The organism is Neorhizobium sp. R1-B (genome assembly GCF_004368875.1).
Lineage (GTDB): Bacteria > Pseudomonadota > Alphaproteobacteria > Rhizobiales > Rhizobiaceae > Neorhizobium > Neorhizobium huautlense.
Genome location: NZ_SOEM01000007.1, coordinates 178,126 through 203,106 on the forward strand (window position 1 = coordinate 178,126; position 24,981 = coordinate 203,106).

A 24,981-nucleotide genomic window follows, 5' to 3' on the forward strand; every position below is an offset into this window, starting at 1 on the left:
TGCGGGTGGTGGCGGTTTTCGGAAAACCGCCAGGTCGGGAATTGCGGCACTTTTAGCGAGTTTCTTGGGGCACGCAAGAAAAACCGGGCAATCATAACGATGGTGTCATGTTGACGCGCTTTGCTGCGGGCTCCATATCCCGCCGGACCTTTGAACAGCAGCGCCATAGAGGAGATCTGCAATGACCATCACTCATCCCGCTCTGAAAAAGGATAATGTCGCCGTCGTCACTGGAGCCGCATCCGGCATCGGTCTGGCTGCCGCCAAAGAGTTTGCCCGCATGGGTCTCTCCGTCGTGCTTGCAGATCTGGAAGGAGACAAACTGGCGGAGGCCTGCCGCGAGGTCGCCGCCCTTGCCGAGGACGGCGAGACAGATGTCGCTGCGATCGGTACAGACGTCTCGAAACCGGCCGAGATCGAGGCTCTCGAACGGGCCGTCCTGCAACGCTTCGGCCGCGTGCATGTGCTGATGAACAATGCCGGAATCAGCCCCGGAAGCACGATATTCGGGCCACAGGCAAACTGGGACAGCATTTTCGCCGTCAACCTGCTCGGGGTGATCCACGGCACGCGGACATTCGGTCGGGCCATGATCGCCCATGGCGAACCATCGCTCATCATCAATACCGGCTCAAAACAAGGTATTACCACGCCGCCCGGCAACCCGGCCTACAATGTCGCCAAGGCCGGCGTCAAAGCCTTCACCGAAGCGCTCCAGCACGAATTGCGCAACACGCCCAACTGCAAGCTCTCGGCGCATCTGCTGATCCCCGGCTTCGTGTTTACCGGTCTGACGAAAGGCGACCGCACCGAAAAACCCGACGGCGCCTGGACGCCGGAACAAACGGTCGAGTTCATGCTGACGAGCCTGGAGCGCGGCGATTTCTACATCCTCTGCCCGGACAACGACGTCGACCGGGCCACCGATGAGCGACGCATGGCCTGGGCGGTCGGTGACATCATCGAAAACCGTCCTCCGCTCTCCCGCTGGCATCCGGATTTCGCCGACGCCGCGAAAGATTTCATCTCCAGGCCTTGATTGATTTGGCATCACCTCGAAAGCCGGATAAATGGGAACTCCCTCTGTCCGGCTATCGAGCGCATTATGGATTTTCTACCGAGCATCGCAACCCTTCTCGCCTTCACCGCTGCGGGTCTCCTGCTCGCTTTGACGCCCGGCCCGGACATGACGCTGTCCATAAGCCGCGCGCTGGCGCAGGGACGGCGGCCGGCGCTCTTCGTCGTGTTCGGTACCAGCCTCGGCGTCGTCTGCCACACCCTGCTGGTCGCCTTCGGCATCTCGGCGCTGATTACCGCCTCGCCCACCGCGTTCTTCATTCTCAAGACAGGCGGGGCTGCCTACCTGCTCTGGTTGGCGATCCAGGCGATCCGCTTCGGCTCCAATTTCAAGGTGGACAAGATCGAGCAGACGATGAGCAGCCCGCTTGCCAATATCTCCACCGGGTTCTGGGTCAACATCCTCAATCCCAAGGTCATCATATTCTTCATGACCTTCCTGCCGCAGTTCGTCACCGCGGGTGATCCGCACGTCACCGGCAAGCTGATCTTCTTCGGCTTCTATTTCATCGTCATCGGTATGCCGGTGAACCTGATCGTGGTCCTGGCCGCCGACTGGCTTTCGGGCTGGCTGCAGGCCAACCCCAAGGTGCTGCGCGGCATCGACTATACCTTCGCCGGGGTCTTTTCGATCTTCGCGGCAAAAATCTTTTTTACCCAAGCCAGATAGAGAAAAAGGCCGGTCGAACCGGCCTTTTCTCAGTCGTCCTCGCCGTGGCCGGCGATCATCATCGCCTCGAAGGCCAGCCGCTCGGTCTTGCGCATCCGCTCCGATTCCGACTTCAACTGGCCGCAGGCTGCGAGGATATCTCGGCCGCGCGGCGTGCGGATAGGCGAGGCGTAACCCGCCTGGTTGATAAAATCGGCAAATTTCTCGATCTGGGCCCAATCGGAACATTGGTAGTTTGTTCCGGGCCAGGGATTGAACGGGATCAGGTTAATCTTGGCAGGAATGCCCTTCAGGAGCTGCACCAGCAGCTTGGCGTCCTCAAGGCTGTCGTTGACGTCCTTCAACATCACATATTCGAAGGTGATGCGGCGGGCGTTCGACAGGCTCGGATATTTACGGCAGGCTTCCAGGAGTTCCTTTAGCGGATACTTCTTGTTGATCGGCACCAGCATGTCGCGCAGTTCGTCACGCACCGCATGCAGCGAGATCGCCAGCATGACGCCGATCTCTTCGCCCGTCCGGTAGATTTCCGGAACGACGCCGGAGGTCGACAGCGTGACGCGCCGTTTCGACAGTGACAGGCCGTCCCCGTCGGTCGCAATCAGCAATGCGGTCTTGACGCTCCCGAAATTATAGAGCGGCTCGCCCATACCCATCATGACGATATTGGTGATCTTGCGCTCGCCGGTCGGCACGAAAGCGCCGGGCGGCGTGTCCGTGCCCGGGAAATCGCCGAGACGGTCCCGCGCCAGCAGCAGCTGGGCCAATATCTCTTCTGCCGTCAAGTTGCGCACCAGCCGCTGTGTGCCGGTATGGCAGAATGAACAGGTAAGCGAACAGCCGACCTGGCTCGAAATGCAGAGCGTCCCGCGGCCTTCCTCCGGTATATAGACCGTCTCGACCTCCACCGGACGACCAGCGCCGCGCGGAGGAAACCGCAGCAGCCATTTGCGGGTGCCGTCGCTTGAGATCTGCTCCTCGACGATCTCGGGGCGGGAGATGGTGAAATGCGTCTTCAGCATCTCCCGCATGTCCTTCGCCACATTAGTCATGGCGTCGAAATCGGAAACGCCGCGGATATAGAGCCAATGCCAGAGCTGGCTGACGCGCATGCGCACCTGCTTTTCCGGCACGCCCTTCTCCTTCAGCGCATCCGCCATCATCTCGCGCGTCAGCCCGATCAGGGAGGGCTTACCTGACATCAGGTCCGGACGCGCCACGAGCGGCGTCTTGAGGGGGGCCATAACGGCCTCGGATACCGACATTCTCTTATCCCATCGAACACATGGCCTTGCCCCCGGTTCTGAAGCGGAGCGGCGAGCGCATGTCTGTATGTGAAACCAATCTCGGTCATAGGGGCGCTTTGGCGCCTGACCTTCGTTGTCAGGGCCTTTATCATTAAATTGCCGCCGCGTCCATTCTTGCTGAAACGCGAAAGGCCGGCGAGAGGCCGGCCTTTCTTCAACCATCGGTGCAACAGAGCTTACTTGCAGGCTTCGATCTGCTTCAGCGCAGCGGAAATGCCCGAGAGCGAATAGGCGTAGGAGGTCTTGGTACCGCGGCCTGAGACCGCGCTGACGCTCATGTTCTGACCGGTCTTCATGGCTGCGACCAGCGCCGGCTCTTCGGCAGCATTCTCCACCCAGGCGGCCTTGTCCTTGGTGAACATCACGAAGTTCTTGTTGTCGATCGTGACGGTGACCTTGGAATTCGACTGCAGCGGATAGCCCACCATCACCTGCGGCTCGTAGGAGATGTTCTGGCCCGGGCGCTGCGTCACGATGAAGAAGATATCGCCGTGGTCGACGCTTGCTGGCTCCTTGGCGGTCGGAACCGACAGTACATAGCAGACGGTACTATTGCCCGATTTATAGGAATAGGCACCCCACGCCTTGAATTGCTGGATGCGCGTTGGGGTTTGAGCGAAAACGACGCTGGCGCTCGCCAGCGTGAGTGCCAGTGCGGTTGCGATTGTTCTTACAGACATGGTCTCCTGCCGGTTTTGTCTTCTTGCAACGGCCCGAGCGGGCAAGCCTTTGCCAGGCATGATCCTGATTCGGTTCATTTTGACTTAATCCTGGTTACCAAAGCGTCAATCGCACCGTTGAAATACTGTAAATGTCCCATCCACCGCCACGCCCCTGCGTGGACATCCTCCTCGCAACTATCTCCAAGTCTCATCTGGCGGGGAATTTTTCATGTGGTTTGTCAATCAGTGACACAAGGATTGGGGCAAGAGTTTGTCCTTTTCCTCGGTCCCTATATGACATTAGAATGGGCGAATATGACGGGGCCTCCTATGGGAAAGTTTGCGTAAATTAGATGGACCTGGATGAGAAAGACCACTTCGCCAATTTGGCCAAGGCGGTGGCCGACAACCGCGATCAGACGGCTTTTGCAACGCTGTTCGACCATTTCGCTCCTCGTCTGAAGTCATGGCTCGTCAAACGCTCGATGAAGCCGGACGAGGCGGAGGAACTGGTGCAGGAGGTCATGGCTGTTCTTTGGCATCGAGCGCATCTTTATGACCCCAGCCAGTCCTCCCTTTCAACCTGGCTTTATCGGATCGCACGCAACCGCCGCATCGACAGGGACCGCCGGGCTAAACATCGGCAGATAGAGATCAGCGAATACTGGTTTTGCCCCCCCGAAGTGCCGAGTGCGGATATCCTGCTCGAACGGGCAGAAAGTGATGCAAGGGTGCGGGCCGCGCTCGAGAACATTCCCGATGAACAGATGCAGCTCGTGCGCGCGGCTTTTTTCCTCGGCCAGACCCATTCGGAGATAGCCTCTTCGACAGGCATCCCTCTTGGTACCGTGAAATCGCGCATCAGGCTTGCTTTCGAACGGCTCCGCAAAGCGCTCGAAGAGCCGGCCTCGCTGGTTTGAGGGTAGAGCCGTTATTTCGCGCCCGCACCGGCTGTCGTCTCCGGATTGTCCGCGAGAGCCTCGTCGGCGGCGTCGTAGTGGCGATCGGCGATATGTCCCTGGATCATCCGAAAAGCGACGGCCAATACGGCGACATCGTCCGTAAAGCCGACAAGCGCGAAGACGTCGGGCACGAAATCGAGTGGCAGGACAAAATAGGCAAGAGCTGCAAGTAATACGCCGCGCACCCGCGCCGGCGTACGACGGTCGACGGCGCAGTAATAGGCGGCAACCAGGTCGCGGCTGAAAGGAACCTGCCTGACGGCGCGCTTCAGCGTCGGCCAGAACTTCGCACGCACCTGCCGCTCCTGGCGTTCTTGCGTTTCCTCGTCACCCGGCAGGAGGATCTCACCAATCTTCACATTGTCCATGGTTTCTCCCTTCGCTCGGCATTTGCCGCGTGTACCCAATATGGGCGCCCGGAAAATGCAGTTCAATTGCGGCGGGAGAATGCCTTGTCCATGGCTCTGGCCAGCTTGAAATCAAGGTCCGTCAGGCCTTCGGCGTCGTGCGTCGTCAGCAGCACATCCACCCGGGAATAAACGTTCGCCCACTCCGGATGGTGATTGAGCTTCTCGGCGCGCATGGCGCATTCCGTCATGAAGCCGAAGGCCTCTATGAAGTTCTTGAACTTGAAGCTCCTGAAGATGGCGTCACCTTCCGCCTTCAGCTCCCATCCATCCAGTGAGGCGAGCTCGCGTTCAGCAGCGGCCGTATCCAGCTTTTCGTAGTGCATGCGAAAGCGCTCCTTAAAGGAGGCCCTTCACCGGTTCCAGATCTGCGGCATGGGCGTTGCCGTAGCTGATATCCTGCAACGGGAAGACCTCTTCCGTCAGATACGGCCCACCGCCGACGGATTCCTTCGATGACAGCAGCACGAAGCGTGAGACGGTAAATGGCGCGGTGTAGAAATTGCCGCGGCCGGAAAGATATTGCACCATGTCGTCCAGCCGGCAGTTCTTGAGCCGCGCCAGAGTAACGTGCGGAGTGAACTTGCGCGGATCCGGCGGCAGGCCGATGCGCTGGCAGATCCGTTCGATTTCCGCCTGAAGTGCGTAGATGTCCGGCGATGGAGCAACCCCGGCCCACACCGAATGAGGCTTCTTGGACCCGAACGAACCGATCCCGGTCAAGGTCATCTGGAATTCCGGTCGGTCGATACGGTCCAGCCGGTCGACGATCTCATCGGCCGTGCGGCCATCGACATCTCCGATGAAGCGCAGGGTGATGTGATAATTCTCCACATCGATCCATCGGGCTCCGGGAAGCCCGCCGCGCAGCAGTGATAGGCTCATTGCTACATTGCGTGGAATTTCGAGGGCGGTGAATAGTCTCGGCATAGGGACCTCCTCGAATCTTTGCAGATGTTAACAGCGAATCATGCAACGGGGTTCCGTGCAAGATGTTATTTGCCGTTATCCTTAATCTCCCCCAGGAAGCTTTCGACAGGCTGGATCGTCTTCTCGACCATTACTGCAACCCCCTTGGCGTTGGGATGCATGCCATCTTCGAGCTGCATTCCCTCCACTGTCGTCACCCCGTCGAGGAAAAATGGATAGAGCGGCACGCCATATTTGTCGGCAAGCCGCTGGTAGATCGGATTGAAGCGTTGGGCGTAGTCGCCGCCCATATTCGGAGGGGCAAGGATGCCGACCAGAAAAACCGCAATCCCCCGTTCTTTCAGGCGGGCGAGCATGAGATCGAGGTTTCGCTCCGACTGTTCCGGGGAGATGCCGCGAAGCGCATCGTTGGCGCCGAGTTCCAGGATGACGCCGTCTGTCCCGTCCGGCACCGACCAGTCGATGCGCGAAAGGCCACCGGAGGTCGTATCGCCCGAGACGCCTGCATTGGTTATCGCCACATTGTGGCCTTTTGCCCTGAGCGCCGCCTCGAGCTGGGCGGTATAGGATTCCGAAGGCGCAAGCTGATAGCCCGCCATCAGGCTGTCACCGAAGCCGATGAGCTGAATCGACCGGTCCTCAGCGACCGCCGGCAATCCGATAAGCCAAAGCGCCGACATGACGATGAAGTGAAGGGCGCTTGCTTTAAAACTCACGGTTCGTCTCCTAGATTGAACGCCACTGTCATGCGGCACGGAATGCCCGTTTCAAGGCCAATATAGGAAGCTTTGCTTTGACTAAAACCATCATCACGCTGAAGAAGGCTGATCTCACCCTCGGCAGCGCGGCGGCTTCCGTGCATGTGTTGAAGAACATCGACCTGGAGATCCGGGCCAATGAGGCGGTCGGCATCGTTGGGCCCTCCGGTTCGGGAAAATCCACCCTTTTGATGGTGCTCGCCGGTCTGGAGCGTCTGGACAGCGGAGAGATCGTCATCGACGGCGCGCCTCTTCATGCGCTTTCCGAAGACGCCCTCGCCGAATTTCGCGGCCGAAAGATCGGCATCGTATTTCAGTCCTTCCACCTGATCGCCAACATGACTGCGCTGGAAAACGTCGCCGTACCGCTGGAGCTTGCGAACGTGAAGAACCCGTTCGACATCGCCAAACGGGAACTTGCCGCCGTCGGCCTCGGCGAACGCCTCAGCCATTATCCCGGTCAGCTTTCCGGCGGCGAGCAACAACGCGTGGCAATAGCGCGCGCGCTCGCGCCGTCGCCTTCCGTGCTGATCGCCGACGAGCCGACCGGCAATCTCGACGCGGAAACCGGGCGGCAGATTGCCGACCTTTTGTTTGCCAAGCAGGCCGAGCGCGGCATGACCATGCTGCTCGTCACCCACGACAATGCGCTCGCTGCCCGCTGCTCCAGGCAGATCCGGGTCCGCTCCGGTGAAATCGTCGGCGACAGTGCGATCCATCCTCCGGTTCAGGCGGTTCTTGCATGAACCGCGTCTTCCCCCGCCTTTCCATTTCTTTCCGCCTGGCACTGCGCGAAATGCGCGGCGGCCTGGCAGGGTTTCATATTTTCCTCGCCTGTATCGCGCTCGGTACGGGGGCGATTGCTGCGGTAAACTCGGTTTCGCGCGCCATCACGGGCGCCATTGCCAGCCAGGGGCAGGAAATCCTCGCGGGCGACGTTCGCTTCGAACTCAACAATCGGGAAGCGACGCAAGCGGAGCGTGCCTTCCTCGACAGCTTGGGCGAGGTAAGCCTTTCAACCAGCCTGCGCTCGATGGCCCGCAAGCCGGACGGTTCGGAACAGGCGCTTGCAGAGGTCAAGGCGGTTGACGACCTCTATCCGCTTTACGGAACCTTCCGCTCTGAACCTTCGGCGCCGCTTCCCGATCTGCTCGCCAAAGACGGCGATGGTTTTGGTGCATTGGCCGCCCCCTTGCTGCTGGAACGCCTCGGACTCCGCCAGGGCAACCAGATCTTGCTCGGCAATGTGAAGCTGACGCTGCGCGGGACGATCGCCGCCGAGCCCGATGCATTGTCCGACGGTTTCGGATTTGCACCCCGCCTGCTGATCGGAAGGGAGGCGCTCCTGGCGTCCGGCCTCATCACCACCGGCAGCCTTGTCGAGCATGCCTACAAAGTCAAACTCAACGACCCGTCAATTCGCGCGACACTGACCGGCCGTGCCAATCGCGAATTCCCGAGCGCCGGCTGGTCGATCCGTTCGAGCGACCGCGCAGCACCGTCGCTGACGGAAAATGTCGAACGTTTCTCGCAGTTCCTGACGCTTGTCGGCCTGACCGCGCTCATCGTCGGCGGCGTCGGTGTCGCCAATGCCGTGCGGGCTTTCCTCGATGCAAAGCGGACGACAATCGCCACGTTCAAATGCCTCGGCTCACCGGCTTCGGTGGTGACGCTGATATACCTCATCCAGATCCTGATGCTGACCACCGTCGGCATTGCGATCGGGCTGGCGATCGGCGCAGCCGCGCCTTTTATAGCCTTGCAGTTTCTCGAGGGCGTTCTTCCGGTTCCGAAAGAGGTGACATTCTATCCCTCCGCTCTCCTCTATGCTGCCTTCTTCGGACTGCTGATCACCTTCGCCTTTGCAATCCTGCCGCTCGGCCACGCTCGCGAAGTACCGGCAACAGCGCTTTTTCGCGAGCAGAGCTTCGACAACGTCCGGCTACCTTCCTGGCCCTATCTCGTAGCAGCGGCGGCTGCGCTGACAGCTCTTGCAGCCTTGTCGATCGTCACCGCCGAAGACCGGTTCGTCGCAGCGGTGTTCCTTGCCGCCGTCGCCGCAGCCTTCGTTCTGCTTCGCCTCGTCGCCGTCCTGATTGCCGGCCTTGCGCGCCGGAGCCCGCGCATGAATTCGCCGGCATTGAGGCTTGCGATCGGCAATATCCATCGGCCCGGTGCGCTGACGCCTTCCGTTGTACTCTCTCTGGGCCTTGGCCTCGCTCTCCTTGTGACGCTTGCCCTGATTGACGGCAATATGCGCCGGCAGCTCACGGGCCAGATCGCCAGGCAGGCTCCGAATTTCTTCTTCGTCGACATCCAGAGCTCCGAGCGCGAAGGCTTCCTGGACATTCTCAACCAGCATTCGCCAGAGGGTTCCGTCACGCAGGTGCCCATGCTTCGCGGCAGGATTCTGGCCTTCAACGGCCAGGACGTCACGCAAATGAACGTGCCCCCAGCCGGTCGCTGGGTGTTGCGCGGCGACCGCGGCATCACCTACGAGGAAAAGCTGCCTGCCAACTCGACATTGACCGCCGGCCAGTGGTGGCCATCCGACTATAGCGGAGAGCCGCTGGTCTCGTTTTCCGCCGAAGAGGCGAGCGAACTGGGACTGAAACTCGGCGACACCGTCACCGTCAACGTGCTCGGCCGCAACATTACCGCCCGCATCGCCAATTTCCGAAACGTCGAGTGGGAATCGCTTGCCATCAATTTCGTGATGGTCTTCTCGCCCAACACGTTCCGCGGCGCGCCGCACGCCTGGCTTGCCACCCTTACCGACCCTTCTGCGACACCTGGGCAGGAAGCCGCGACCCTTCGCTCCGTCACAAACGCCTATCCGACAATCACCAGCGTTCGCGTCAAGGATGCGATCGATATTGTCGATCAGCTGATCGGCCAGCTCGCCACAGCCATTCGCGCCGCGGCCGCTGTAGCCCTCATCGCTTCCGTTCTGGTACTTGCCGGCGCCCTCGCCGCGGGCAATCGGGCGCGAACCCACGACGCCGTCATCCTCAAGACTCTGGGCGGAACCCGCAGCATGCTGATGCGCGCCTTCAGTTACGAATATATGATGCTCGGCGCAGCAACCGCCGTCTTCGCGCTGCTTGCCGGCGGCATCTCCGCCTGGTTCGTCGTCAGCCGCATCATGAGGCTGCCGTCGACGTTCCTCCCGGATGTCGCGGTCCTTACGCTCGCTGTATCTCTCGTTCTGACGGTCGGAATCGGCCTCGCAGGAACCTGGCGTATCCTTGGGCAGAAAGCTGCGCCTGTGCTCCGCGAACTGTGATTCAACCTTGGGATGATTGCACGCCCATGTTCGCCGATAAACTTGCCGTCATAACGTCTTCAGGTTGCTAAATTGCCGTAGTGGTTTGCGTTTTCGCTCGCCACACCTCTTGTATGTAAAGCAATATCACATCATATTTGCCGGTAGGCTTGCTGGAGCTCCGCAGCGGCGCCTGGGTCTGAAGATAAGGGGGCCCGACACCGTGAATAATTCCGGAGCTTAAAGAGGAAACAATGGCTGACTTTAACAACTACCAGAACCGAATGGCGCGCGCTGGCGCCCAGTCGGGCGCGATGATCGATGAAGGCCTTCGCGCCTATATGCTCAAGGTTTACAACCTGATGGCGCTCGGGCTTGCGATCACCGGTGTAGCGGCCTTCCTGACATGGCAGATGGCGGTTGCCGACGGCCAGCTTACGGCTTTCGGCCAGCTCCTTTATACCAGCCCGCTGAAATGGGTTGTCATGCTGGCTCCGCTGGCGATGGTCTTCTTCCTGAGCTTCCGCATCAATTCGATGAGCGTCGCGGCCGCGCAGACAACCTTCTGGGTCTATGCCGCGCTGATGGGCCTGTCTCTGTCCTCGATCTTCCTGGTCTTCACCGGCGAGAGCATCGTGCAGACCTTCTTCGTGACCGCCGCCTCCTTCGGCGCGTTGTCGCTCTACGGTTACACGACCAAGAAGGATCTGTCGGGCTTCGGCACGTTCCTGATCATGGGTCTGTTCGGCCTGATCATCGCCTCAATCGTCAACATCTTCCTGCAGTCTTCTGCGATGGGCTTCGCGATCTCCGTGATCGGCGTGCTGATCTTCGCGGGCCTCACCGCCTACGATACGCAGAAGATCAAGGAAATGTACTATGATGGCGACGACGTTGCCGTTATGGGTCGCAAGGCAATCATGGGCGCACTGACGCTTTACCTCGACTTCATCAACCTCTTCACGTTCCTGCTGCAGTTCATGGGCAACCGCGACGAATAAGCCTGCAGGGCATGAATAGAAAAAGGCGGCTCCTCAGCCGCCTTTTTTGTTGCCCCGCTGGAAGCCGCCGCATAGGCTGGGCGATACGACATTCTTTCACCTGCCAGTGATTTCCCTCCATGACTTTCCGCATTCGCGATGCTTCTCCCTTCGATCTCCCAGTCATTACTGAAATTTACTGCGACAGCGTCCTCAACGGTACGGCCAGCTACGAAATCGTCCCGCCGGACCAAGTCGAGATGACGAGCCGCTTCGAAGCGATCAAAGCGAAGGGCTATCCTTACATCGCCGCAGAAGGCGAGAACGGGGCCTTGCTCGGTTATGCCTATGCCTCGGCCTTCCGGACCCGGCCGGCCTACAGGTGGCTGGTGGAGGATTCCATTTATCTCGCTCCGGAAGCGCGCGGCAGAGGAGTGGGCAAGGCGCTTCTGAAGGAGCTCCTTATCCGCTGCGAGGCGCTCGGCTTCCGGCAGATGATCGCCGTCATCGGCGGGGCGAGCCCGGCTTCCGTAGCGGTGCATGCCAGTCTCGGCTTCGAAATGACCGGCACGCTCAAGGGCACCGGCTTCAAGCATGGGAAATGGCTGGATACGGTTCTGATGCAGATCTCTCTCGGTGAGGGCAAGGAAACCGATCCAGACCCAAGTGCCTATCCCGGCACTCTGTTTGCCGGATAAGGCTCAGTCAATCAGTTTCAAAACCTTGTCGAAGACCTTGAGCACCTGCGGCAGTTCATGGCCACGCTTCAGGATCATTCCGTGGGTGTTGAGCACGCAATAGGCGCCCTGCTTCCCGGCTAGCTTGGGATTCTTTTCGATCCGGTAAAGCGGCATCTCGCCCGCCCGCTTGAAGATGGAAAAAACCGCCCGATCCCTGAGATGATCGATCGCGTAGTCCTTCCATTCTCCTTCGCCTACCATGCGCCCGTAGATCCTCAGAATCGCGTCGAGTTCGCGTCTGTGAAAGGTAACAGGAACGGGATCGCGGTTCTGCCGGTATTCGTGGAGATTGACGACGGTGGTTTCCTGCGTTCTTTCGCCCCCCGGCAATTCCGGCTGATCGGTCATCAAGGCTCCCAAATCACAAATGTCGGAGATGTGACAGTCTGCCCGAGAGCCCGAAAAATGCAACCCCGGGGATCGCCGAGCTGTGGAGAGGACTTGGCGTTTTTTATTCTCGCCCTATTTCGGACAAAACAGCGCCAGATTTCAAAGCGAGATTGGCGCCTATCGGTTGGCGCGTTCCTAGCGCCATATGGCCCGATCCGGTGCATTGACCCTTACCCCCAGCCCCCCAATGTTCCTGGATCGGGCCGCCGACCGATTCTCCCTGAACGGACGAAGCCCGGCTGCGGCGGATCAGTATTTCTTGCGGCCAGCCATGAGAATTGTAGCTCCGAGAATGGCCGCGGGCTCCCCTCCGGCACCCGAAGTCTGCAAGAGGATCGCGCAGCCGTCCTTCTTCGATTTACCCATCAGTTTACCCGGGAGATTGAGCTTCATGCTCTGGCCGTTCCAGGTGCCGACGGATTGCACGTCGTAGACGCTGTGCCAGTATTCCATGGTCTTGCCGCTGTTCTCACCCTTGGTGACATCCACCTGCTGACGCTTGGTGAAGTAAGCGACGACGACGTCCGCCTGACCCTTGCCTTCACCGATCTCGATCTCAATCTCGTCTCCCCGCATGGCGGCAGTCACCGGTACGTTCAGCCCGTTGCCGCTGTCGTTCAGACCCTTCACCTTATCGTTGATAAGGGCAAGATCGGTGCCTTTTACATGCTCGCGGCCGTTGATGATCGCTTGCGGCGTGTAGACGCCGCTTCGCCCCAACGTCTTCGCATAGCCATATTGACGCTCGGTATTTTCCCTGGAACTCAAGGTGTCGGTCCAGCCGAGATAATTCCAATAGTCCACGTGATAGGAAAGCGCGACCACATCCCCCTGCACGACCAGATCGCGCAGCGTCCCATCCGCCGGCGGACAGGAGGAGCAACCTTGCGAGGTAAATAGCTCGACGACGCCCTTGGGAGCCCTCACCTCGCCCCCAAACGCAGCGCCGGCGGAGACCAGGCTCGCAAGAAGGACCAGAGAAATGGAGCGGAACGGCATCGGCGGTGGACCTCCTTATCAGGGCATCTGTTATCCACTATTGCTCGCGGCGATCAAGAGCCTAACGCGTGGGACGGCGGAAGGTAACCACCCCCTCCCGTCAAGAGAAAGTCACGAAGGGGTGAAGACCGGATATTTGATCGCCATTGTTTCGCCAATCCAATCCGATCTTCTTTCGGCCGTCAGCCGCGATCAGATCAGCTTCAAAAGGCCTTGGGTGAAATAGACCGCGCCCACGCCCGTCACAATCCAGCGCGTCCAGGCCCTGAAGTTCGCATCCGTTATCCGCTGCAGGATGCCATTGCCGGCGCGCGCCCCGAAAATTGCGATCGGCGCCGCGACCAGAATAGCTATCCAATCGGTCGGCGGCAGAACCGAAGCCGCATTCCAGTAGAAGACGACCTTGGTGGCATGCGAGGCGACCTGGATCGCCGCCTTGGTGGCGATAACCTTGCGCCGGTCCATCATGGTGCGGATGAAGAAGATGTCGATAGTCGGTCCGGAAACGCCGACGCCGACCGTCAAGGCTCCGGCGATCAGGCCGCAGAAAAGCGCATGGGACGGTTTCGAGGCATCGAGCTGGAGCTTCGAGACCGGCAGCCACACCAGGATCGGCATCAGGCCGATTGCGATCAGCACGACGACGATGTTCGGCTGGTAGTCGACGATCAACAGGAAAATGCTTGAGATGATCAGCCCCAAGCCGAGAATGCCAAGGATTTTGTAGTCGATATAGGCGCGCGAGAACCAGGCGCGGGACCCGTTCGATACCATCTGGATAACGCCATGAATGGCGATCGCGGTCCCGACCGGATAGAGAAAAAGCAGGACCCAGAGCAAGATCAGCCCGCCCGCCATCCCGAAAATTCCCGAAAGCAGGGATGTCAGGAAAACTGTGACGGCCATTCCGATGAAGATGACGATGGCCAAGGTAGCCGGACCTTCGGAAGGTAACGCGGGAAAGTTCAGGAGCGGAATGCACCCGCCGGAAAACCTCCGGCGGGTGCAGATCAATCGCCTTTAAGCGGCAAGATCCCGCAGAACGGTCTGCAGAATGCCGCCGTTGTTCATGTAGACGACCTCATCAAGCGTATCGATACGGCAAAGGATGTTGATCTCCTTCACCGTGCCGTCGCCATAGGTGATCTTGGCGGTCTTCCACTCGCGCGGCTTGATGTCGCCTTCCAGGCCTTCGATGGTGACAGTCTCGTCACCCTTGAGGCCGAGCGAAGCCCAGGTCGTGCCTTCTTCGAAGACGAACGGGACGACGCCCATGCCGACCAGGTTTGAGCGATGGATACGTTCGAAGGACTGGGCGATGACGGCCTTGACCCCAAGCAGATTAGTGCCCTTTGCCGCCCAGTCGCGCGATGAACCGTTGCCGTATTCGACACCGGCGAAGATGACGAGCGGAACGCCCTCTTCCTTGTACTTCATGGCCGCATCGTAGATCGACATCTCTTCCTTCGACGGATAGTGGATGGTGTATCCACCTTCCTTGCCGTTCGGACCGAGCATGTGGTTACGGATGCGGATGTTGGCGAACGTGCCGCGCATCATCACTTCATGATTGCCGCGACGCGTGCCGTACTGGTTGAAGTCCGCAACGGCGACGCCGTTTTCCGTGAGATAGGCACCGGCGGGCGATGCCGCCTTGATCGAACCGGCCGGAGAAATATGGTCGGTGGTGATCTTGTCGCCGAAGAGACCGAGGACGCGGGCGCCCTTGATATCCTTGAGACCAGCGCCTTTTTTGCCCATGCCTACGAAATAGGGCGGGTTCTGCACGTAGGTCGACTTGTCGTCCCATGCATAGGTATCGCCCGGGGGAACCTTGACCGCCTGCCAGTTCGCATCGCCCTTGAAGACGTCGGCATATTTGGTTTCGTAGAGTTCGCGGGTGACGTATTTCTGGATGAATTCCTGCACTTCGTGCGAGGTCGGCCAGATGTCCTTGAGATAGACCGGGTTGCCGTTCTGGTCTTCGCCGATCGGCTCCTTGGTCAGGTCCTTCTGCACCGTGCCGGCGAGCGCGTAGGCAACGACGAGCGGCGGCGAAGCGAGGTAGTTGGCCTGGACATCAGGCGAGATGCGGCCTTCGAAGTTACGGTTGCCCGAAAGCACGCCCGAAACGATGAGACCCTTGTCGTTGATCGTCTTGGAGATCGGCGCCGGCAGGGGACCGGAGTTGCCGATGCAGGTGGTGCAGCCGAAGCCGACGAGATTGAAGCCGAGCTTGTCGAGATCTGCCTGCAGGCCCGACTTGGCAAGATATTCGCCGACAACCTGGGATCCCGGTGCGAGCGAGGTCTTGACCCATGGCTTGGACTTAAGGCCCTTGGCGACTGCATTGCGGGCGAGAAGGCCGGCAGCGATCAGTACCGACGGGTTGGACGTATTGGTGCAGGACGTGATTGCGGCAATCGCCACGTCGCCATGGCCGAGATCGAAATCCGTACCCTCGACAGCGTAACGGTTGCTGAGCTGGCCCGGCTTCTTGTACTCGCCTTCGAGCGAAGTGGCGAAGCCGGACGCGATGTTTTCAAGCGGGATGCGGCCTTCCGGACGCTTCGGGCCTGCCATCGACGGCACGACGTCGCCGAGATCGAGTTCCAGCGTGTCGGTGAAGACCAGGTCGGAACCGTCGCCTTCGCGCCACATGCCCTGAGCCTTGGAATAGGCCTCTACCAGCGCAATACGCTCATGCGTGCGGCCGGACATGGTGAGGTAGTTGATGGTTTCGCCGTCGACCGGGAAGAAGCCGCAGGTCGCGCCGTATTCCGGGCCCATGTTGCCGATCGTTGCGCGGTCTGCGAGCGGCATGTTGTCCATGCCCGGACCGAAGAATTCGACGAACTTGGAAACCACGCCCTTCTTGCGCAGCATCTGCACGACGGTCAGCACGAGGTCGGTCGCGGTGACGCCTTCCTTGAGCTTGCCGGTGAGCTTGAAGCCGATCACTTCAGGCAGCAGCATGGAGACCGGCTGGCCGAGCATGGACGCTTCGGCTTCGATCCCGCCAACGCCCCAGCCCAAGACGCCAAGGCCGTTGATCATCGTGGTATGGGAGTCGGTGCCGACGCAGGTGTCCGGATAGGCGATCGTTTCGCCGTCCTCGTCCTTGGTCCAGACCGTCTGGCCGAGATATTCGAGATTAACCTGGTGACAGATGCCGGTACCCGGAGGAACGACGCGGAAATTCTTGAACGCCTGCTGACCCCACTTCAGGAAGCGGTAACGCTCGCCGTTGCGCTCGTATTCCAGCTCGACGTTCCTGGCAAACGCCTGCGGCGTGCCGAATTCGTCGACGATGACCGAATGGTCGATGACGAGATCGACCGGAACGAGCGGGTTGATTTTTTCCGCATCGCCGCCGAGCGCCTTGATGCCGTCGCGCATGGCCGCGAGGTCGACGACGGCCGGAACGCCGGTGAAGTCCTGCATCAGCACGCGGGCCGGGCGGTAGGCGATTTCCGCCTCAGCCAGACCCTTGTTGTTCAGCCATTCGGCAACCGCAAGAATCTGCTCCTTCGTCACCGACTGACCGTCTTCAAAGCGGAGCAGGTTCTCGAGCAGCACCTTCATGGAGAAGGGGAGTTTCGAGACGCCGGCCAAGCCGTTCTGTTCGGCTTTGGGAAGGCTGTAATAGACATAGTCCTTGCCGCCTACGGTGAGGACAGAACGACAATTGAAACTGTCGAGAGATTTAGCCACGGATAGTAACCCCGCTGATATAGAGCCAACACGCGCGTGCGGACGCCTATGCACTTCATGCACATCAGGATGCGGGTGCGACCATTTCCGCTGTCCGCACGAGAAGATCTTTTAGGTCTTCAGGTTCGGCGCAAGATGGAAATCACGCCGGCCGCTGGCGTGGTTGCAGTGCTTATAGATAATTTCTAAGAAGGGTTCCAGACTGCTAAAGTGGCAATCGCGCAAAATTTTTCAGTCGGGTGGTTAAAATCTTAACAAAGGCATCGAGTATGCGGCTGACGGCCGACGGTTTGGCCGCACGACGCGGTGAAGACCTGATTTTCAAAGACGTCTCCTTTGCTCTGGAAACGGGCGAAAGCCTCGTGCTCACCGGCCGCAATGGTTCGGGAAAATCGACCCTGCTGCGCGTCGTGGCCGGATTGCTTCGTCCGGAGAGCGGACGGGTGGAGTGGCATTCCGAATCAGCCGAATCGGGAATGCGCGCCGCGGAAGCCTGTCACTACCTCGGCCACCGCAACGCCATGAAGGCGGAACTCTCCGTCACCGAGAACCTCGCATTCTGGAAAGATTTCTTCGGCGACGTCAAAGGCGGCCATGGCCTGCCGGTACACGAAGCCGCCGAACTGGTGGGCCTCGGAAGCATCGTCCACCTGCCGTTCGGTTATCTGTCGGCCGGCCAGCAACGGCGCATGGCCTTCGCAAAGCTCCTCGTCGCCTATCGCCCCGTCTGGATTCTCGATGAACCGACAGCAGCGCTGGACGTGAATGCGGAGGGAGTGTTCACGACATTGATCAAGGCGCATCTCGCCAAAGGTGGCATTCTGCTCGCAGCCACTCACCAGCCGCTCGGGCTGGAGAATGCGAAGGAGTTACGGATGACAGGGTTTTCCGGCATCATGGGAGAGAGATGGTGACCGCCCTCCTATTTCGCGATCTCAAGCTTTCAGTCCGCGCCGGCGGCGGAGCGTTGATCGGCGTCTTGTTCTTCATGACCGTCGTCGCCGTCATTCCCTTCGGCGTCGGGCCGGATCTGAACCTGCTCTCCCGCATCGGCCCGGCGATCGTCTGGATCGGCGCGCTGCTCTCAGCCCTTCTCGGCCTGGACCGTCTTTTCCAGACCGATCGCGAGGACGGATCGCTCGATCTTCTCCTGATGCAGGAGCATCCGCTCGTTCTGACGGTCCTCGTCAAATGCCTGGCCCACTGGCTGGGCAACGGCCTGCCGCTGGTGATCGCCTCGCCGCTGCTCGGGCTGTTCATGAACATGAACGAGACGGCGATCGGCGCAACCATGCTGACGCTCCTTATCGGCACGCCGGCGCTGACTTTCATCGGTGCGGTCGGCGCCGCAGTTGCCGTCGCTCTTCCCCGTGGGGGATTGCTGGTTTCGATCCTTGTCCTTCCTTTGGCGATCCCAGTGCTGATCTTCGGTGTCAGCGCCTCCTACGCCGCCGTCGAGGATCCCGCCCCCTTTATGCCGCCTTTTCTTATATTGGTGGCGATCACGATGTTTTTTGCGGTACTAGGACCGCTGGGTGCGGCGCTGGCTTTGAGAAACGCCAACGATTGACTAGAATCAATATGCTGCCCGCGACTTAGATTAGAAAGCGCTCATGACCCAAAGCCTCGCGATCACCAAACTGAGCGATCTTGCCAACCCGACGCGCTTCCTGGCACTGGCCGCGCGCGTCCTGCCCTGGATGGGAACCGTCACCGCTGTTCTGTTTGCTATCGGCCTATATCTGAGCTTCGCAACCGAAGGCGACTATCAGCAGGGGCAGACGGTGCGCATCATGTATGTGCATGTCCCGGCCGCCTGGCTGTCGATGATGTGTTACTCGGTGATGGCGCTCTCGGCGATCGGGACTCTGGTTTGGCGACATCCGCTTGCCGATGTCAGCCACCGGGCCGCCGCGCCGCTAGGTGCTGCCTTCACGCTGATTGCGCTTGCGACAGGCTCGCTCTGGGGAAGGCCGATGTGGGGCACCTGGTGGGTCTGGGACGCGCGGCTGACCTCCGTCTTTGTGCTTTTTTTGATGTATCTAGGCCTTATTGCGCTCAACCGCGCGATGGACGATCCGTCCAAGGCAGCGCGCGTTTCCGCCGTCCTCATCCTTGTCGGCTTCGTCAACATTCCGATCATCAAATTCTCGGTCGACTGGTGGAACACGCTGCACCAGCCGGCGAGCGTCATTCGTCTGGACGGACCCACCATCGACGGGGAATTCCTTTGGCCGCTGCTTGTGATGGCCATCGCCTTCACACTGCTGTTCTTCACGCTGCACATCGCGGCAATGCGTAACGAGATCTGGCGGCGCCGCGTCGCCGCCCAGCGACGGCTTGCCGCCCGCGCGGCCGGACGGGAGGCATGACAGGGTGATGACGCATACATTCTACATCGCCCTGTCCTATGCCCTGACGGCCCTGGTGGCCCTCTGTCTGATCGCCTGGGTTTGGCTTGACGGCCGCGCTCGGCGAGGCGAGCTGGCGGAACTGGAAGCCTCCGGCATACGTCGTCGCTCTTCACAGCTCAGGGATGATGCGACCCAGAGTGACAAACCATGAGCACCGAGACCGAAACCCGACAGGCACAGCGCAAGGGTCTGACACGTTACGCAATCGCTCTTCTTCCGCTTTTAATTTTCTTGGGATTTGCGGCCGTCGCCGGCAAGATGCTCTATGATCAGGACGTCAACGGCCGCGACATCTCTGCCATCCCTTCGGCGCTCATCGGAAAGAAGGCTCCCTCGCTTGCGCTGCCGCCGCTCGAAGGATCGAACACCGCAGCGCTCACCAATGCCGCGATTGCCGGCAAACTGACGCTGGTGAACGTCTTCGCTTCCTGGTGCGTACCCTGCCGGCAGGAGCATCCCATCCTGAAGGAACTGGCGAAGGACGGGCGGCTGACGATCGTTGGCATTAACTACAAGGACCGCAACGACAACGCGCTGCGTTTCCTCGGTGAGCTCGGCAATCCCTATAAGGCGATCGGTGTCGACCCGAACGGCAAGGCGGCAATCGACTGGGGCGTCTACGGCATTCCGGAAAGTTATCTGGTCGGGCCGGACGGCACGATCCTCTACAAGAAGGTCGGCCCCTTCGACGAGCGCAGCATGTCCCAGGATCTCATGCCGGCGATCGAGAAGGCCGCCGCCGGCAGCTGATCAGGGCATCGCCGCCTGCCACTCCCGCACCGCGTCGATCGGCCAGACGAGCATCAACACGTTGAGCGTCAGGTTGTCGCGGATGATATATCCGGTCGCAAGCTCGAAGAAGATGGCGATCGCGACCGTTAGCCAGACCGGCAGGCGCGCAGCGGCGAAAAAGCCGAGCGCCATGAAGACCGTGTCCATTGCAGAATTCAGGATGCTGTCGCCGGTATAACCGAGCGCCATGGTCGCCGTCCGATAGCGGTCGATCACCATCGGCGTGTTTTCCAGCACTTCCCATGCGGCCTCGATCAGCACGGCAAGCGACAGCCGCGCGGTAAGCGGCACGCGCCGGAAAAGAACCCAGCCGAGACCGTAAAAAAGGAATCCGTGGATGATGTGGGACGGGGTGTACCAGTCCGAAAGATGCTGCGAGTTCCCGCTGGAATTCACGCCCCCTTCCCAGAGCTTCACATAGCCGCATTCGCAAATCGGGATTCGGCCCATTGCATAGAGCACGGCGACCTGCAGCAGGAAAAGGGCAAGCGCAGCATACAGCCAGCGCCTGGAGAACGACCCGGAATCGGAAAGATCGGCTGCCGTCACTTTTCGGTTTCCGCGACAGGTTCGGTAATGGTGTGTCGCATGATGAGCGGCATCTGGGCGAGTGTGAAGGCGATGGTGATGGGCATCGTGCCCCAGACCTTGAAATTGATCCAGACGGCATCGGAAAAATTGCGCCAGACCACCTCGTTCATGACCGCAAGCACCAGAAAGAACAGGCCCCATCGAAACGTGAGCTTCTTCCAACCCGTTTCATCGAGCTGGAAGGCTGCGTTGAAGACATAACCGAGCAATGACTTGCCGAACATAAGACCGATGAGCAGCGTCACGCCGAAGAGCGAATTGACGATCGTCGGCTTCATCTTGATGAAGGTCTCGTCCTGCAGCCAGATCGACAGCGAACCGAAGACCAGCACCACAATGCCGGAAACGAAAGGCATGACCGGCAGGTGATGGAAGACGATCTTCGAAATGACCAGCGAGATAACGGTCGCAATCATGAAAAGCGCCGTCGCGACGAGCAAGGGGCCGCCGATCGCTGAAAGCGCCGGAAATTTCGACACCAGCCATTCGCCCCGAAGGTTGCCGAAAAAGAAGACGAGTAGCGGACCGATTTCGAGCGCCAGCTTCAGCATCGGATGCTGCTTTTCTTCCTTGGTCGGCGTGATGTCGCTTTCGATACTCTGCATGGGTCCCAACTTCGAGGCTTTCGTTTGAGAAGCCAAATCGTCTTTCTGTGTCATCAATGCGTCAAACCGGCAATGGCCTGCGCAAAATCTCCCGCCTCAAAAGGCTCCAGATCGTCCACGCCTTCACCCACACCGATGAAATAAACCGGCAGCTTGTGCTTGGCGGCGATGGCCACAAGAATGCCGCCGCGCGCCGTGCCGTCCAGTTTCGTCATGATCAGGCCGCTGACGCCAGCGACGTTGCGGAAGATTTCGACCTGCTGCAGGGCATTTTGCCCGGTCGTGGCATCGAGGGTCTGCAGCACGGTATGCGGTGCATCCGGATCGAGCTTCCCAAGAACGCGGACGATCTTTTCGAGTTCCGCCATCAGTTCCGCGCGATTTTGCAGCCGGCCGGCCGTATCGATGATCAGCACGTCGCTTTTCTTCGCACGTGCCTGCTCGTAGGCATCATAGGCAAGGCCGGCGGCGTCCGCGCCGAGTTTCGTGCCGATGAATTCGGACCCCGTCCGGTCTGCCCAGATTTTCAGCTGCTCGATGGCCGCTGCACGAAAAGTATCGCCGGCGGCGAGCATGACCTTGAGCCCCGAGCCGGAGAGTTTTGCCGCTAGCTTTCCGATCGTCGTGGTCTTGCCGGTTCCGTTGACACCGACAACGAGGACGACATGCGGCTTGTGGTTGAGGTCGAGCTGCAACGGCTTGGCGACCGGCGACAACACCTTGGTGATCTCGGCCGCCATGATACGGGACACATCTTCGCCCGTGACATCCTTGCCGTAGCGTTCGGACGAAAGCGCGCCGGTAATACGCATCGCCGTCTCCACGCCGAGGTCCGCCTGGATCAGCAGATCTTCCAGCTCCTCCAACGTATCTTCATCAAGCTTGCGCTTGGTGAAGAGCGCCGTGATCTGGCCTGTGAGCTGCGAGGAAGTACGGGCAAGGCCAGCGCGCAGTCGCTGGAACCAGGTAAGTTTTGGCGCGGGGGCGACTGGAGCGGGCTGGAGTTCGTGGCGAGCAGTGGAGAAGCCTTTGGGGAGGATGGGTTCGGCGGGAACCTCTTCCGATGCAATATCCCCCACAGGAGGGGAGATGTCCGGCAGGACAGAGGACGGTGTTTCCACGGATGCGACACCCTCTTCTTCCTCAGCTTCGGCTTCCGCCTGCAGCAAAGATAACGGTACCATGCCGATATCAGGTGCCGCTTCGACGCCCGGAAGAATGGCCGCTGTTTCATCATCGGCTTCGGGCTCCGTGATATTCTCGCTCGCCCGGTCCGCAGACGGACCGCCCGCGGTTTCGATCTCCGTTGGCGCGACCGGATCGACGGGCGAAACCGGCAGGTCTTCATGCCGCGACTTTGGCTCGAGTTCGGCCTCAACCGAACGCAGATCCTCCGGACGTTCCGCTTCAGGTGCCTGCTCTTCGCCTGGTTTGCCGAAGGTGAAGACGCGTTTGATGAAGCTTAATGCCATAAGAGATCCGTCTTCCGTTATGCTGCCCGAGATGAGGCAAGGGCCGGCGCGACCTGCATTTCGAGGTGCTTGCCGTTGTGCCCGGTAATGATAACGCGCTTGAGGTCGCGGGGAACAAGGCCGGGCGCTGCCACCAGAGAAAAGTTTTCCGTATGCGCCTTGCCGTTGTTCTCGACGACAATGACTTGCTCCGTCCCGATCATACGGTCGAGATGAGCGCGGTGCAGCGCCTCCCCGCGTCCACGCAGACGCGCTGCACGATCCTTGATCAACCCCCGGTCGAGTTGCGACATCCGGGCCGCCGGCGTTCCGGGCCGTGGACTGTAGGGGAAGACATGCAGGAAGGAGATGCCCGCCTCCTCGGCCAGCCTCGCGGCGTTCTCGAACATTTCTTCCGTCTCGGTCGGGAACCCCGCGATCATGTCTGCACCAAACGCGATCTCAGGTCTCAAGCGCCGCGCCTGCTCGGCGAAGGCCAGAGCCTCGGCGCGCGAATGGCGGCGCTTCATCCGCTTGAGGATCAGATCATCGCCGTGCTGCAGCGACAGATGCAGGTGCGGCATGAAGCGCGGCTCGTCGGCGATGAGATCCCAAAGATGCTTGTCCGCCTCGATGCTGTCGATGGAGGACAGGCGCAGACGGAGGATTTCCGGCACCTGGCGCAATAGCGTTTTCGCAAGATATCCGAGCGACGGCTGGCCTGGCAGGTCGGTGCCATAACTTGTGGCATCGACGCCGGTGAGCACGATCTCGCAGTAGCCGCTTTCAGTGAGTTTGCGGGCCTGTTCGACGACGGCGCCCATCGGCACCGAGCGGGAATTGCCGCGGCCATAGGGGATGATGCAGAAGGTGCAGCGGTGGTCGCAGCCGTTCTGTACCTGAATGAAGGCGCGCACATGCCCGTCGATGTGCTTCACCATCTGCGGTGCGGTTGCCTTGACGCTCATGATGTCGTTGACGCGGAGCTTCTCTTCCGCCGAGACACCGAAGTCCGGCAGGCTGCGATAGGACGTGCTTTTCAGCTTCTCCTCGTTGCCGAGCACGGCATCCACTTCAGCCATGTCAGCAAAGGTCTGCTTTTCCGTCTGGGCGGCGCAGCCGGTGACGATGATGCGGGCATGCGGATTTTCGCGCCGGGCGCGGCGGATCGCCTGGCGGGCCTGGCGAACGGCCTCGCCGGTGACGGCGCAGGTATTGACGAGGATCGCGTTGTTGAGCCCAGCCTTTTCGGCCTCGGCCCGCATCACTTCCGATTCATAGGTGTTGAGCCGACAGCCGAAGGTGATGACCTCGACGCCGCTCATTTTGCCAGGACTCCCGGCTCTTCGTCCCGCGTGAAGGAACCCGTCTCCGGGTCGACCTTGCCCGACCATTCCCATTCGGCCGGGCCGGTCATGACGACATGATCGTCCTCGCGCCATTCGATGATGAGCGGCTGGCGGATTGGGCTGGAAGCAACGTCGATCGTCACCGTTCGGCCAGTGCGGCCCGTGCGAGCGGCGGAAACGGCAGATGCGCAGGCGGCCGAGCCACAGGCGAGCGTCAGCCCTGCGCCGCGTTCCCAGGTGCGGGTCCGCAGCGAGGAATTCGACGTGACCTGAGCCAGCGTAATATTGGCCTTTTCCGGAAACATTGGATGGTTTTCCAGAAGCGGCCCGAAACGCTCCAGGTCGAATTCCATCGGATCGCGATCCACCCAGAAGATAGCGTGTGGATTGCCCATCGACATGGCCGAAGGCGAATGCAGCACCGGAGCGTCGATCGGCCCGATCTGCAGCTCGATACGGCTCGTATCGAAGAACTCTTCGGCGAGCGGGATCCTGTTCCACTCAAAAACGGGGCGACCCATGTCGACGGAAACCGTCCCGTCCTCGTGTTCGACGGCGTTGAGGATGCCGGCGACCGTCTGGAAGGTGAAGGCCTTGCGGCCGGTCTCGGCGGCTAGCGCCTGTACGACACAGCGCGTGCCGTTGCCGCAGGCCTGCGCCTTAGATCCGTCGGAATTAAGGATGTCGATCCAGGCGTCGGTGCCCTGGGCCTTCGGATGGTGGATCGCCATGATCTGGTCGAACTGGGTCGCCGGATCAGCATTGAGCGCAACCGCAGCCTCGGGCGTAACCTTGTCGGTGCGGCCGCGCATGTCGACAACCAGGATCTTGTTGCCAAGCCCGTTCATCCTCGCGAATTCGACCATTGCACTCATTGGATCAGTTCCATCTCTGTTCGGGCTGTATATGGCGGAAACG

27 protein-coding genes are annotated in these 24,981 nt (G+C 60.2%); 12 read left to right on the plus strand and 15 right to left on the minus strand.

Annotation, left to right across the window (positions count from 1 at the left end):
* Nucleotides 1-181: 181 nt before the first annotated feature.
* Together EDE05_RS12860 and EDE05_RS12865 are read left to right on the plus strand one after the other, a co-directional pair.
* On the plus strand, nt 182-1,039 hold the full coding sequence (locus EDE05_RS12860; RefSeq protein ID WP_132410789.1) for an SDR family NAD(P)-dependent oxidoreductase: 858 nt from the start codon (nt 182-184) through the stop codon (nt 1,037-1,039).
* Nucleotides 1,040-1,105: 66 nt separating this feature from the next.
* Entirely contained in the window at nt 1,106-1,747 is a 642-nt protein-coding gene (locus tag EDE05_RS12865; protein WP_132410787.1) for a LysE family translocator, read from the plus strand.
* Between the two features lie 29 nt (nt 1,748-1,776).
* Here the strand turns inward: EDE05_RS12865 and rlmN are convergent, their stop codons facing one another.
* On the minus strand, nt 1,777-2,991 hold the full coding sequence (gene rlmN, locus EDE05_RS12870) for a 23S rRNA (adenine(2503)-C(2))-methyltransferase RlmN (RefSeq protein WP_132410977.1): 1,215 nt from the start codon (nt 2,989-2,991) through the stop codon (nt 1,777-1,779).
* Nucleotides 2,992-3,230: 239 nt separating this feature from the next.
* Complete coding sequence (locus EDE05_RS12875; RefSeq protein ID WP_132410785.1) at nt 3,231-3,734, minus strand: invasion associated locus B family protein; 504 nt, start codon at nt 3,732-3,734, stop codon at nt 3,231-3,233.
* A 335-nt stretch (nt 3,735-4,069) separates the two neighbouring features.
* On the opposite strand from EDE05_RS12875, the gene EDE05_RS12880 reads away from it, so the two are divergent.
* Nucleotides 4,070-4,636, plus strand: a complete 567-nt coding sequence (locus tag EDE05_RS12880) for a sigma-70 family RNA polymerase sigma factor (RefSeq protein WP_105374440.1) — start codon at nt 4,070-4,072, stop codon at nt 4,634-4,636.
* A gap of 11 nt (nt 4,637-4,647) precedes the next feature.
* Here the strand turns inward: EDE05_RS12880 and EDE05_RS12885 are convergent, their stop codons facing one another.
* From EDE05_RS12885 to EDE05_RS12900, 4 genes are all read right to left on the minus strand, one after another.
* Nucleotides 4,648-5,046, minus strand: a complete 399-nt coding sequence (locus EDE05_RS12885) for a YkvA family protein (RefSeq protein WP_132410783.1) — start codon at nt 5,044-5,046, stop codon at nt 4,648-4,650.
* Nucleotides 5,047-5,108: 62 nt separating this feature from the next.
* On the minus strand, nt 5,109-5,411 hold the full coding sequence (locus EDE05_RS12890; protein ID WP_112803496.1) for a 4a-hydroxytetrahydrobiopterin dehydratase: 303 nt from the start codon (nt 5,409-5,411) through the stop codon (nt 5,109-5,111).
* Between the two features lie 13 nt (nt 5,412-5,424).
* On the minus strand, nt 5,425-6,015 hold the full coding sequence (gene thpR, locus EDE05_RS12895; protein ID WP_105374443.1) for an RNA 2',3'-cyclic phosphodiesterase: 591 nt from the start codon (nt 6,013-6,015) through the stop codon (nt 5,425-5,427).
* A gap of 65 nt (nt 6,016-6,080) precedes the next feature.
* Nucleotides 6,081-6,731, minus strand: coding sequence for an arylesterase (locus EDE05_RS12900; RefSeq protein ID WP_132410781.1), 651 nt, complete (start codon nt 6,729-6,731; stop codon nt 6,081-6,083).
* A gap of 77 nt (nt 6,732-6,808) precedes the next feature.
* On the opposite strand from EDE05_RS12900, the gene EDE05_RS12905 reads away from it, so the two are divergent.
* The 4 genes from EDE05_RS12905 to EDE05_RS12920 all read left to right on the plus strand — a co-directional run bounded on the left by EDE05_RS12905 (nt 6,809) and on the right by EDE05_RS12920 (nt 11,716).
* Complete coding sequence (locus EDE05_RS12905; RefSeq protein WP_112803492.1) at nt 6,809-7,519, plus strand: ABC transporter ATP-binding protein; 711 nt, start codon at nt 6,809-6,811, stop codon at nt 7,517-7,519.
* Nucleotides 7,516-10,059 (plus strand): ABC transporter permease, encoded by a 2,544-nt coding sequence (locus EDE05_RS12910; protein ID WP_132410779.1) that lies wholly within the window; start codon nt 7,516-7,518, stop codon nt 10,057-10,059. The genes EDE05_RS12905 and EDE05_RS12910 overlap by 4 nt, the downstream gene beginning before the upstream one ends.
* Nucleotides 10,060-10,292: 233 nt before the next feature.
* On the plus strand, nt 10,293-11,039 hold the full coding sequence (locus tag EDE05_RS12915) for a Bax inhibitor-1/YccA family protein (RefSeq protein WP_132410777.1): 747 nt from the start codon (nt 10,293-10,295) through the stop codon (nt 11,037-11,039).
* A 119-nt stretch (nt 11,040-11,158) separates the two neighbouring features.
* Nucleotides 11,159-11,716 (plus strand): GNAT family N-acetyltransferase, encoded by a 558-nt coding sequence (locus EDE05_RS12920; RefSeq protein WP_132410775.1) that lies wholly within the window; start codon nt 11,159-11,161, stop codon nt 11,714-11,716.
* A gap of 3 nt (nt 11,717-11,719) precedes the next feature.
* Here EDE05_RS12920 and EDE05_RS12925 read toward each other — a convergent pair whose 3' ends face one another.
* From EDE05_RS12925 to acnA, 4 genes are all read right to left on the minus strand, one after another.
* The gene (locus tag EDE05_RS12925; protein WP_112803533.1) at nt 11,720-12,106 is read right to left on the minus strand and encodes a DUF2794 domain-containing protein; all 387 of its coding nucleotides are present in this window, start codon (nt 12,104-12,106) and stop codon (nt 11,720-11,722) included.
* Nucleotides 12,107-12,397: 291 nt separating this feature from the next.
* The gene (locus EDE05_RS12930) at nt 12,398-13,147 is read right to left on the minus strand and encodes a thioredoxin family protein (RefSeq protein ID WP_105374449.1); all 750 of its coding nucleotides are present in this window, start codon (nt 13,145-13,147) and stop codon (nt 12,398-12,400) included.
* Between the two features lie 192 nt (nt 13,148-13,339).
* A complete protein-coding gene (locus EDE05_RS12935; RefSeq protein WP_207914841.1) occupies nt 13,340-14,077 on the minus strand; it encodes a TSUP family transporter in 738 nt (245 codons plus the stop codon).
* A 90-nt stretch (nt 14,078-14,167) separates the two neighbouring features.
* Nucleotides 14,168-16,861, minus strand: coding sequence for an aconitate hydratase AcnA (gene acnA / locus EDE05_RS12940; protein ID WP_132410773.1), 2,694 nt, complete (start codon nt 16,859-16,861; stop codon nt 14,168-14,170).
* 269 nt (nt 16,862-17,130) lie between these two features.
* Here acnA and ccmA point away from each other — a divergent pair, with 269 nt between their 5' ends.
* From ccmA to EDE05_RS12965, 5 genes are read left to right on the plus strand one after another with little or no spacing between them, the layout of a single operon-like run.
* Entirely contained in the window at nt 17,131-17,775 is a 645-nt protein-coding gene (ccmA, locus tag EDE05_RS12945) for a heme ABC exporter ATP-binding protein CcmA (protein ID WP_132410771.1), read from the plus strand.
* Nucleotides 17,772-18,431: a heme exporter protein CcmB gene (ccmB, locus tag EDE05_RS12950; RefSeq protein WP_132410769.1), complete on the plus strand. Its 660-nt coding sequence runs from the start codon at nt 17,772-17,774 to the stop codon at nt 18,429-18,431. Before ccmA ends, ccmB begins: the two co-directional genes overlap by 4 nt.
* A gap of 43 nt (nt 18,432-18,474) precedes the next feature.
* Nucleotides 18,475-19,233: a heme ABC transporter permease gene (locus EDE05_RS12955; protein ID WP_105374452.1), complete on the plus strand. Its 759-nt coding sequence runs from the start codon at nt 18,475-18,477 to the stop codon at nt 19,231-19,233.
* Nucleotides 19,234-19,240: 7 nt separating this feature from the next.
* Nucleotides 19,241-19,426, plus strand: a complete 186-nt coding sequence (ccmD, locus tag EDE05_RS12960; RefSeq protein ID WP_132410767.1) for a heme exporter protein CcmD — start codon at nt 19,241-19,243, stop codon at nt 19,424-19,426.
* A complete protein-coding gene (locus tag EDE05_RS12965) occupies nt 19,423-20,025 on the plus strand; it encodes a DsbE family thiol:disulfide interchange protein (RefSeq protein WP_132410765.1) in 603 nt (200 codons plus the stop codon). The genes ccmD and EDE05_RS12965 overlap by 4 nt, the downstream gene beginning before the upstream one ends.
* Here the strand turns inward: EDE05_RS12965 and EDE05_RS12970 are convergent, their stop codons facing one another.
* The 5 genes from EDE05_RS12970 to dapF are packed head-to-tail and all read right to left on the minus strand — an operon-like array spanning nt 20,026 to nt 24,938.
* The gene (locus EDE05_RS12970) at nt 20,026-20,616 is read right to left on the minus strand and encodes a DUF2585 domain-containing protein (protein WP_134101244.1); all 591 of its coding nucleotides are present in this window, start codon (nt 20,614-20,616) and stop codon (nt 20,026-20,028) included.
* Nucleotides 20,613-21,263, minus strand: a complete 651-nt coding sequence (locus tag EDE05_RS12975) for a septation protein A (RefSeq protein WP_132410761.1) — start codon at nt 21,261-21,263, stop codon at nt 20,613-20,615. Before EDE05_RS12975 ends, EDE05_RS12970 begins: the two co-directional genes overlap by 4 nt.
* 53 nt (nt 21,264-21,316) lie before the next feature.
* Nucleotides 21,317-22,735: a signal recognition particle-docking protein FtsY gene (gene ftsY / locus EDE05_RS12980; RefSeq protein WP_132410759.1), complete on the minus strand. Its 1,419-nt coding sequence runs from the start codon at nt 22,733-22,735 to the stop codon at nt 21,317-21,319.
* 17 nt (nt 22,736-22,752) lie between these two features.
* Nucleotides 22,753-24,039 carry a tRNA (N(6)-L-threonylcarbamoyladenosine(37)-C(2))-methylthiotransferase MtaB gene (gene mtaB, locus EDE05_RS12985; RefSeq protein WP_132410757.1) on the minus strand — a complete coding sequence of 429 codons (1,287 nt, stop codon included), beginning with the start codon at nt 24,037-24,039 and terminating at the stop codon, nt 22,753-22,755.
* Nucleotides 24,036-24,938 (minus strand): diaminopimelate epimerase, encoded by a 903-nt coding sequence (gene dapF, locus EDE05_RS12990; protein ID WP_132410755.1) that lies wholly within the window; start codon nt 24,936-24,938, stop codon nt 24,036-24,038. The genes mtaB and dapF overlap by 4 nt, the downstream gene beginning before the upstream one ends.
* Nucleotides 24,939-24,981 lie beyond the last annotated feature (43 nt).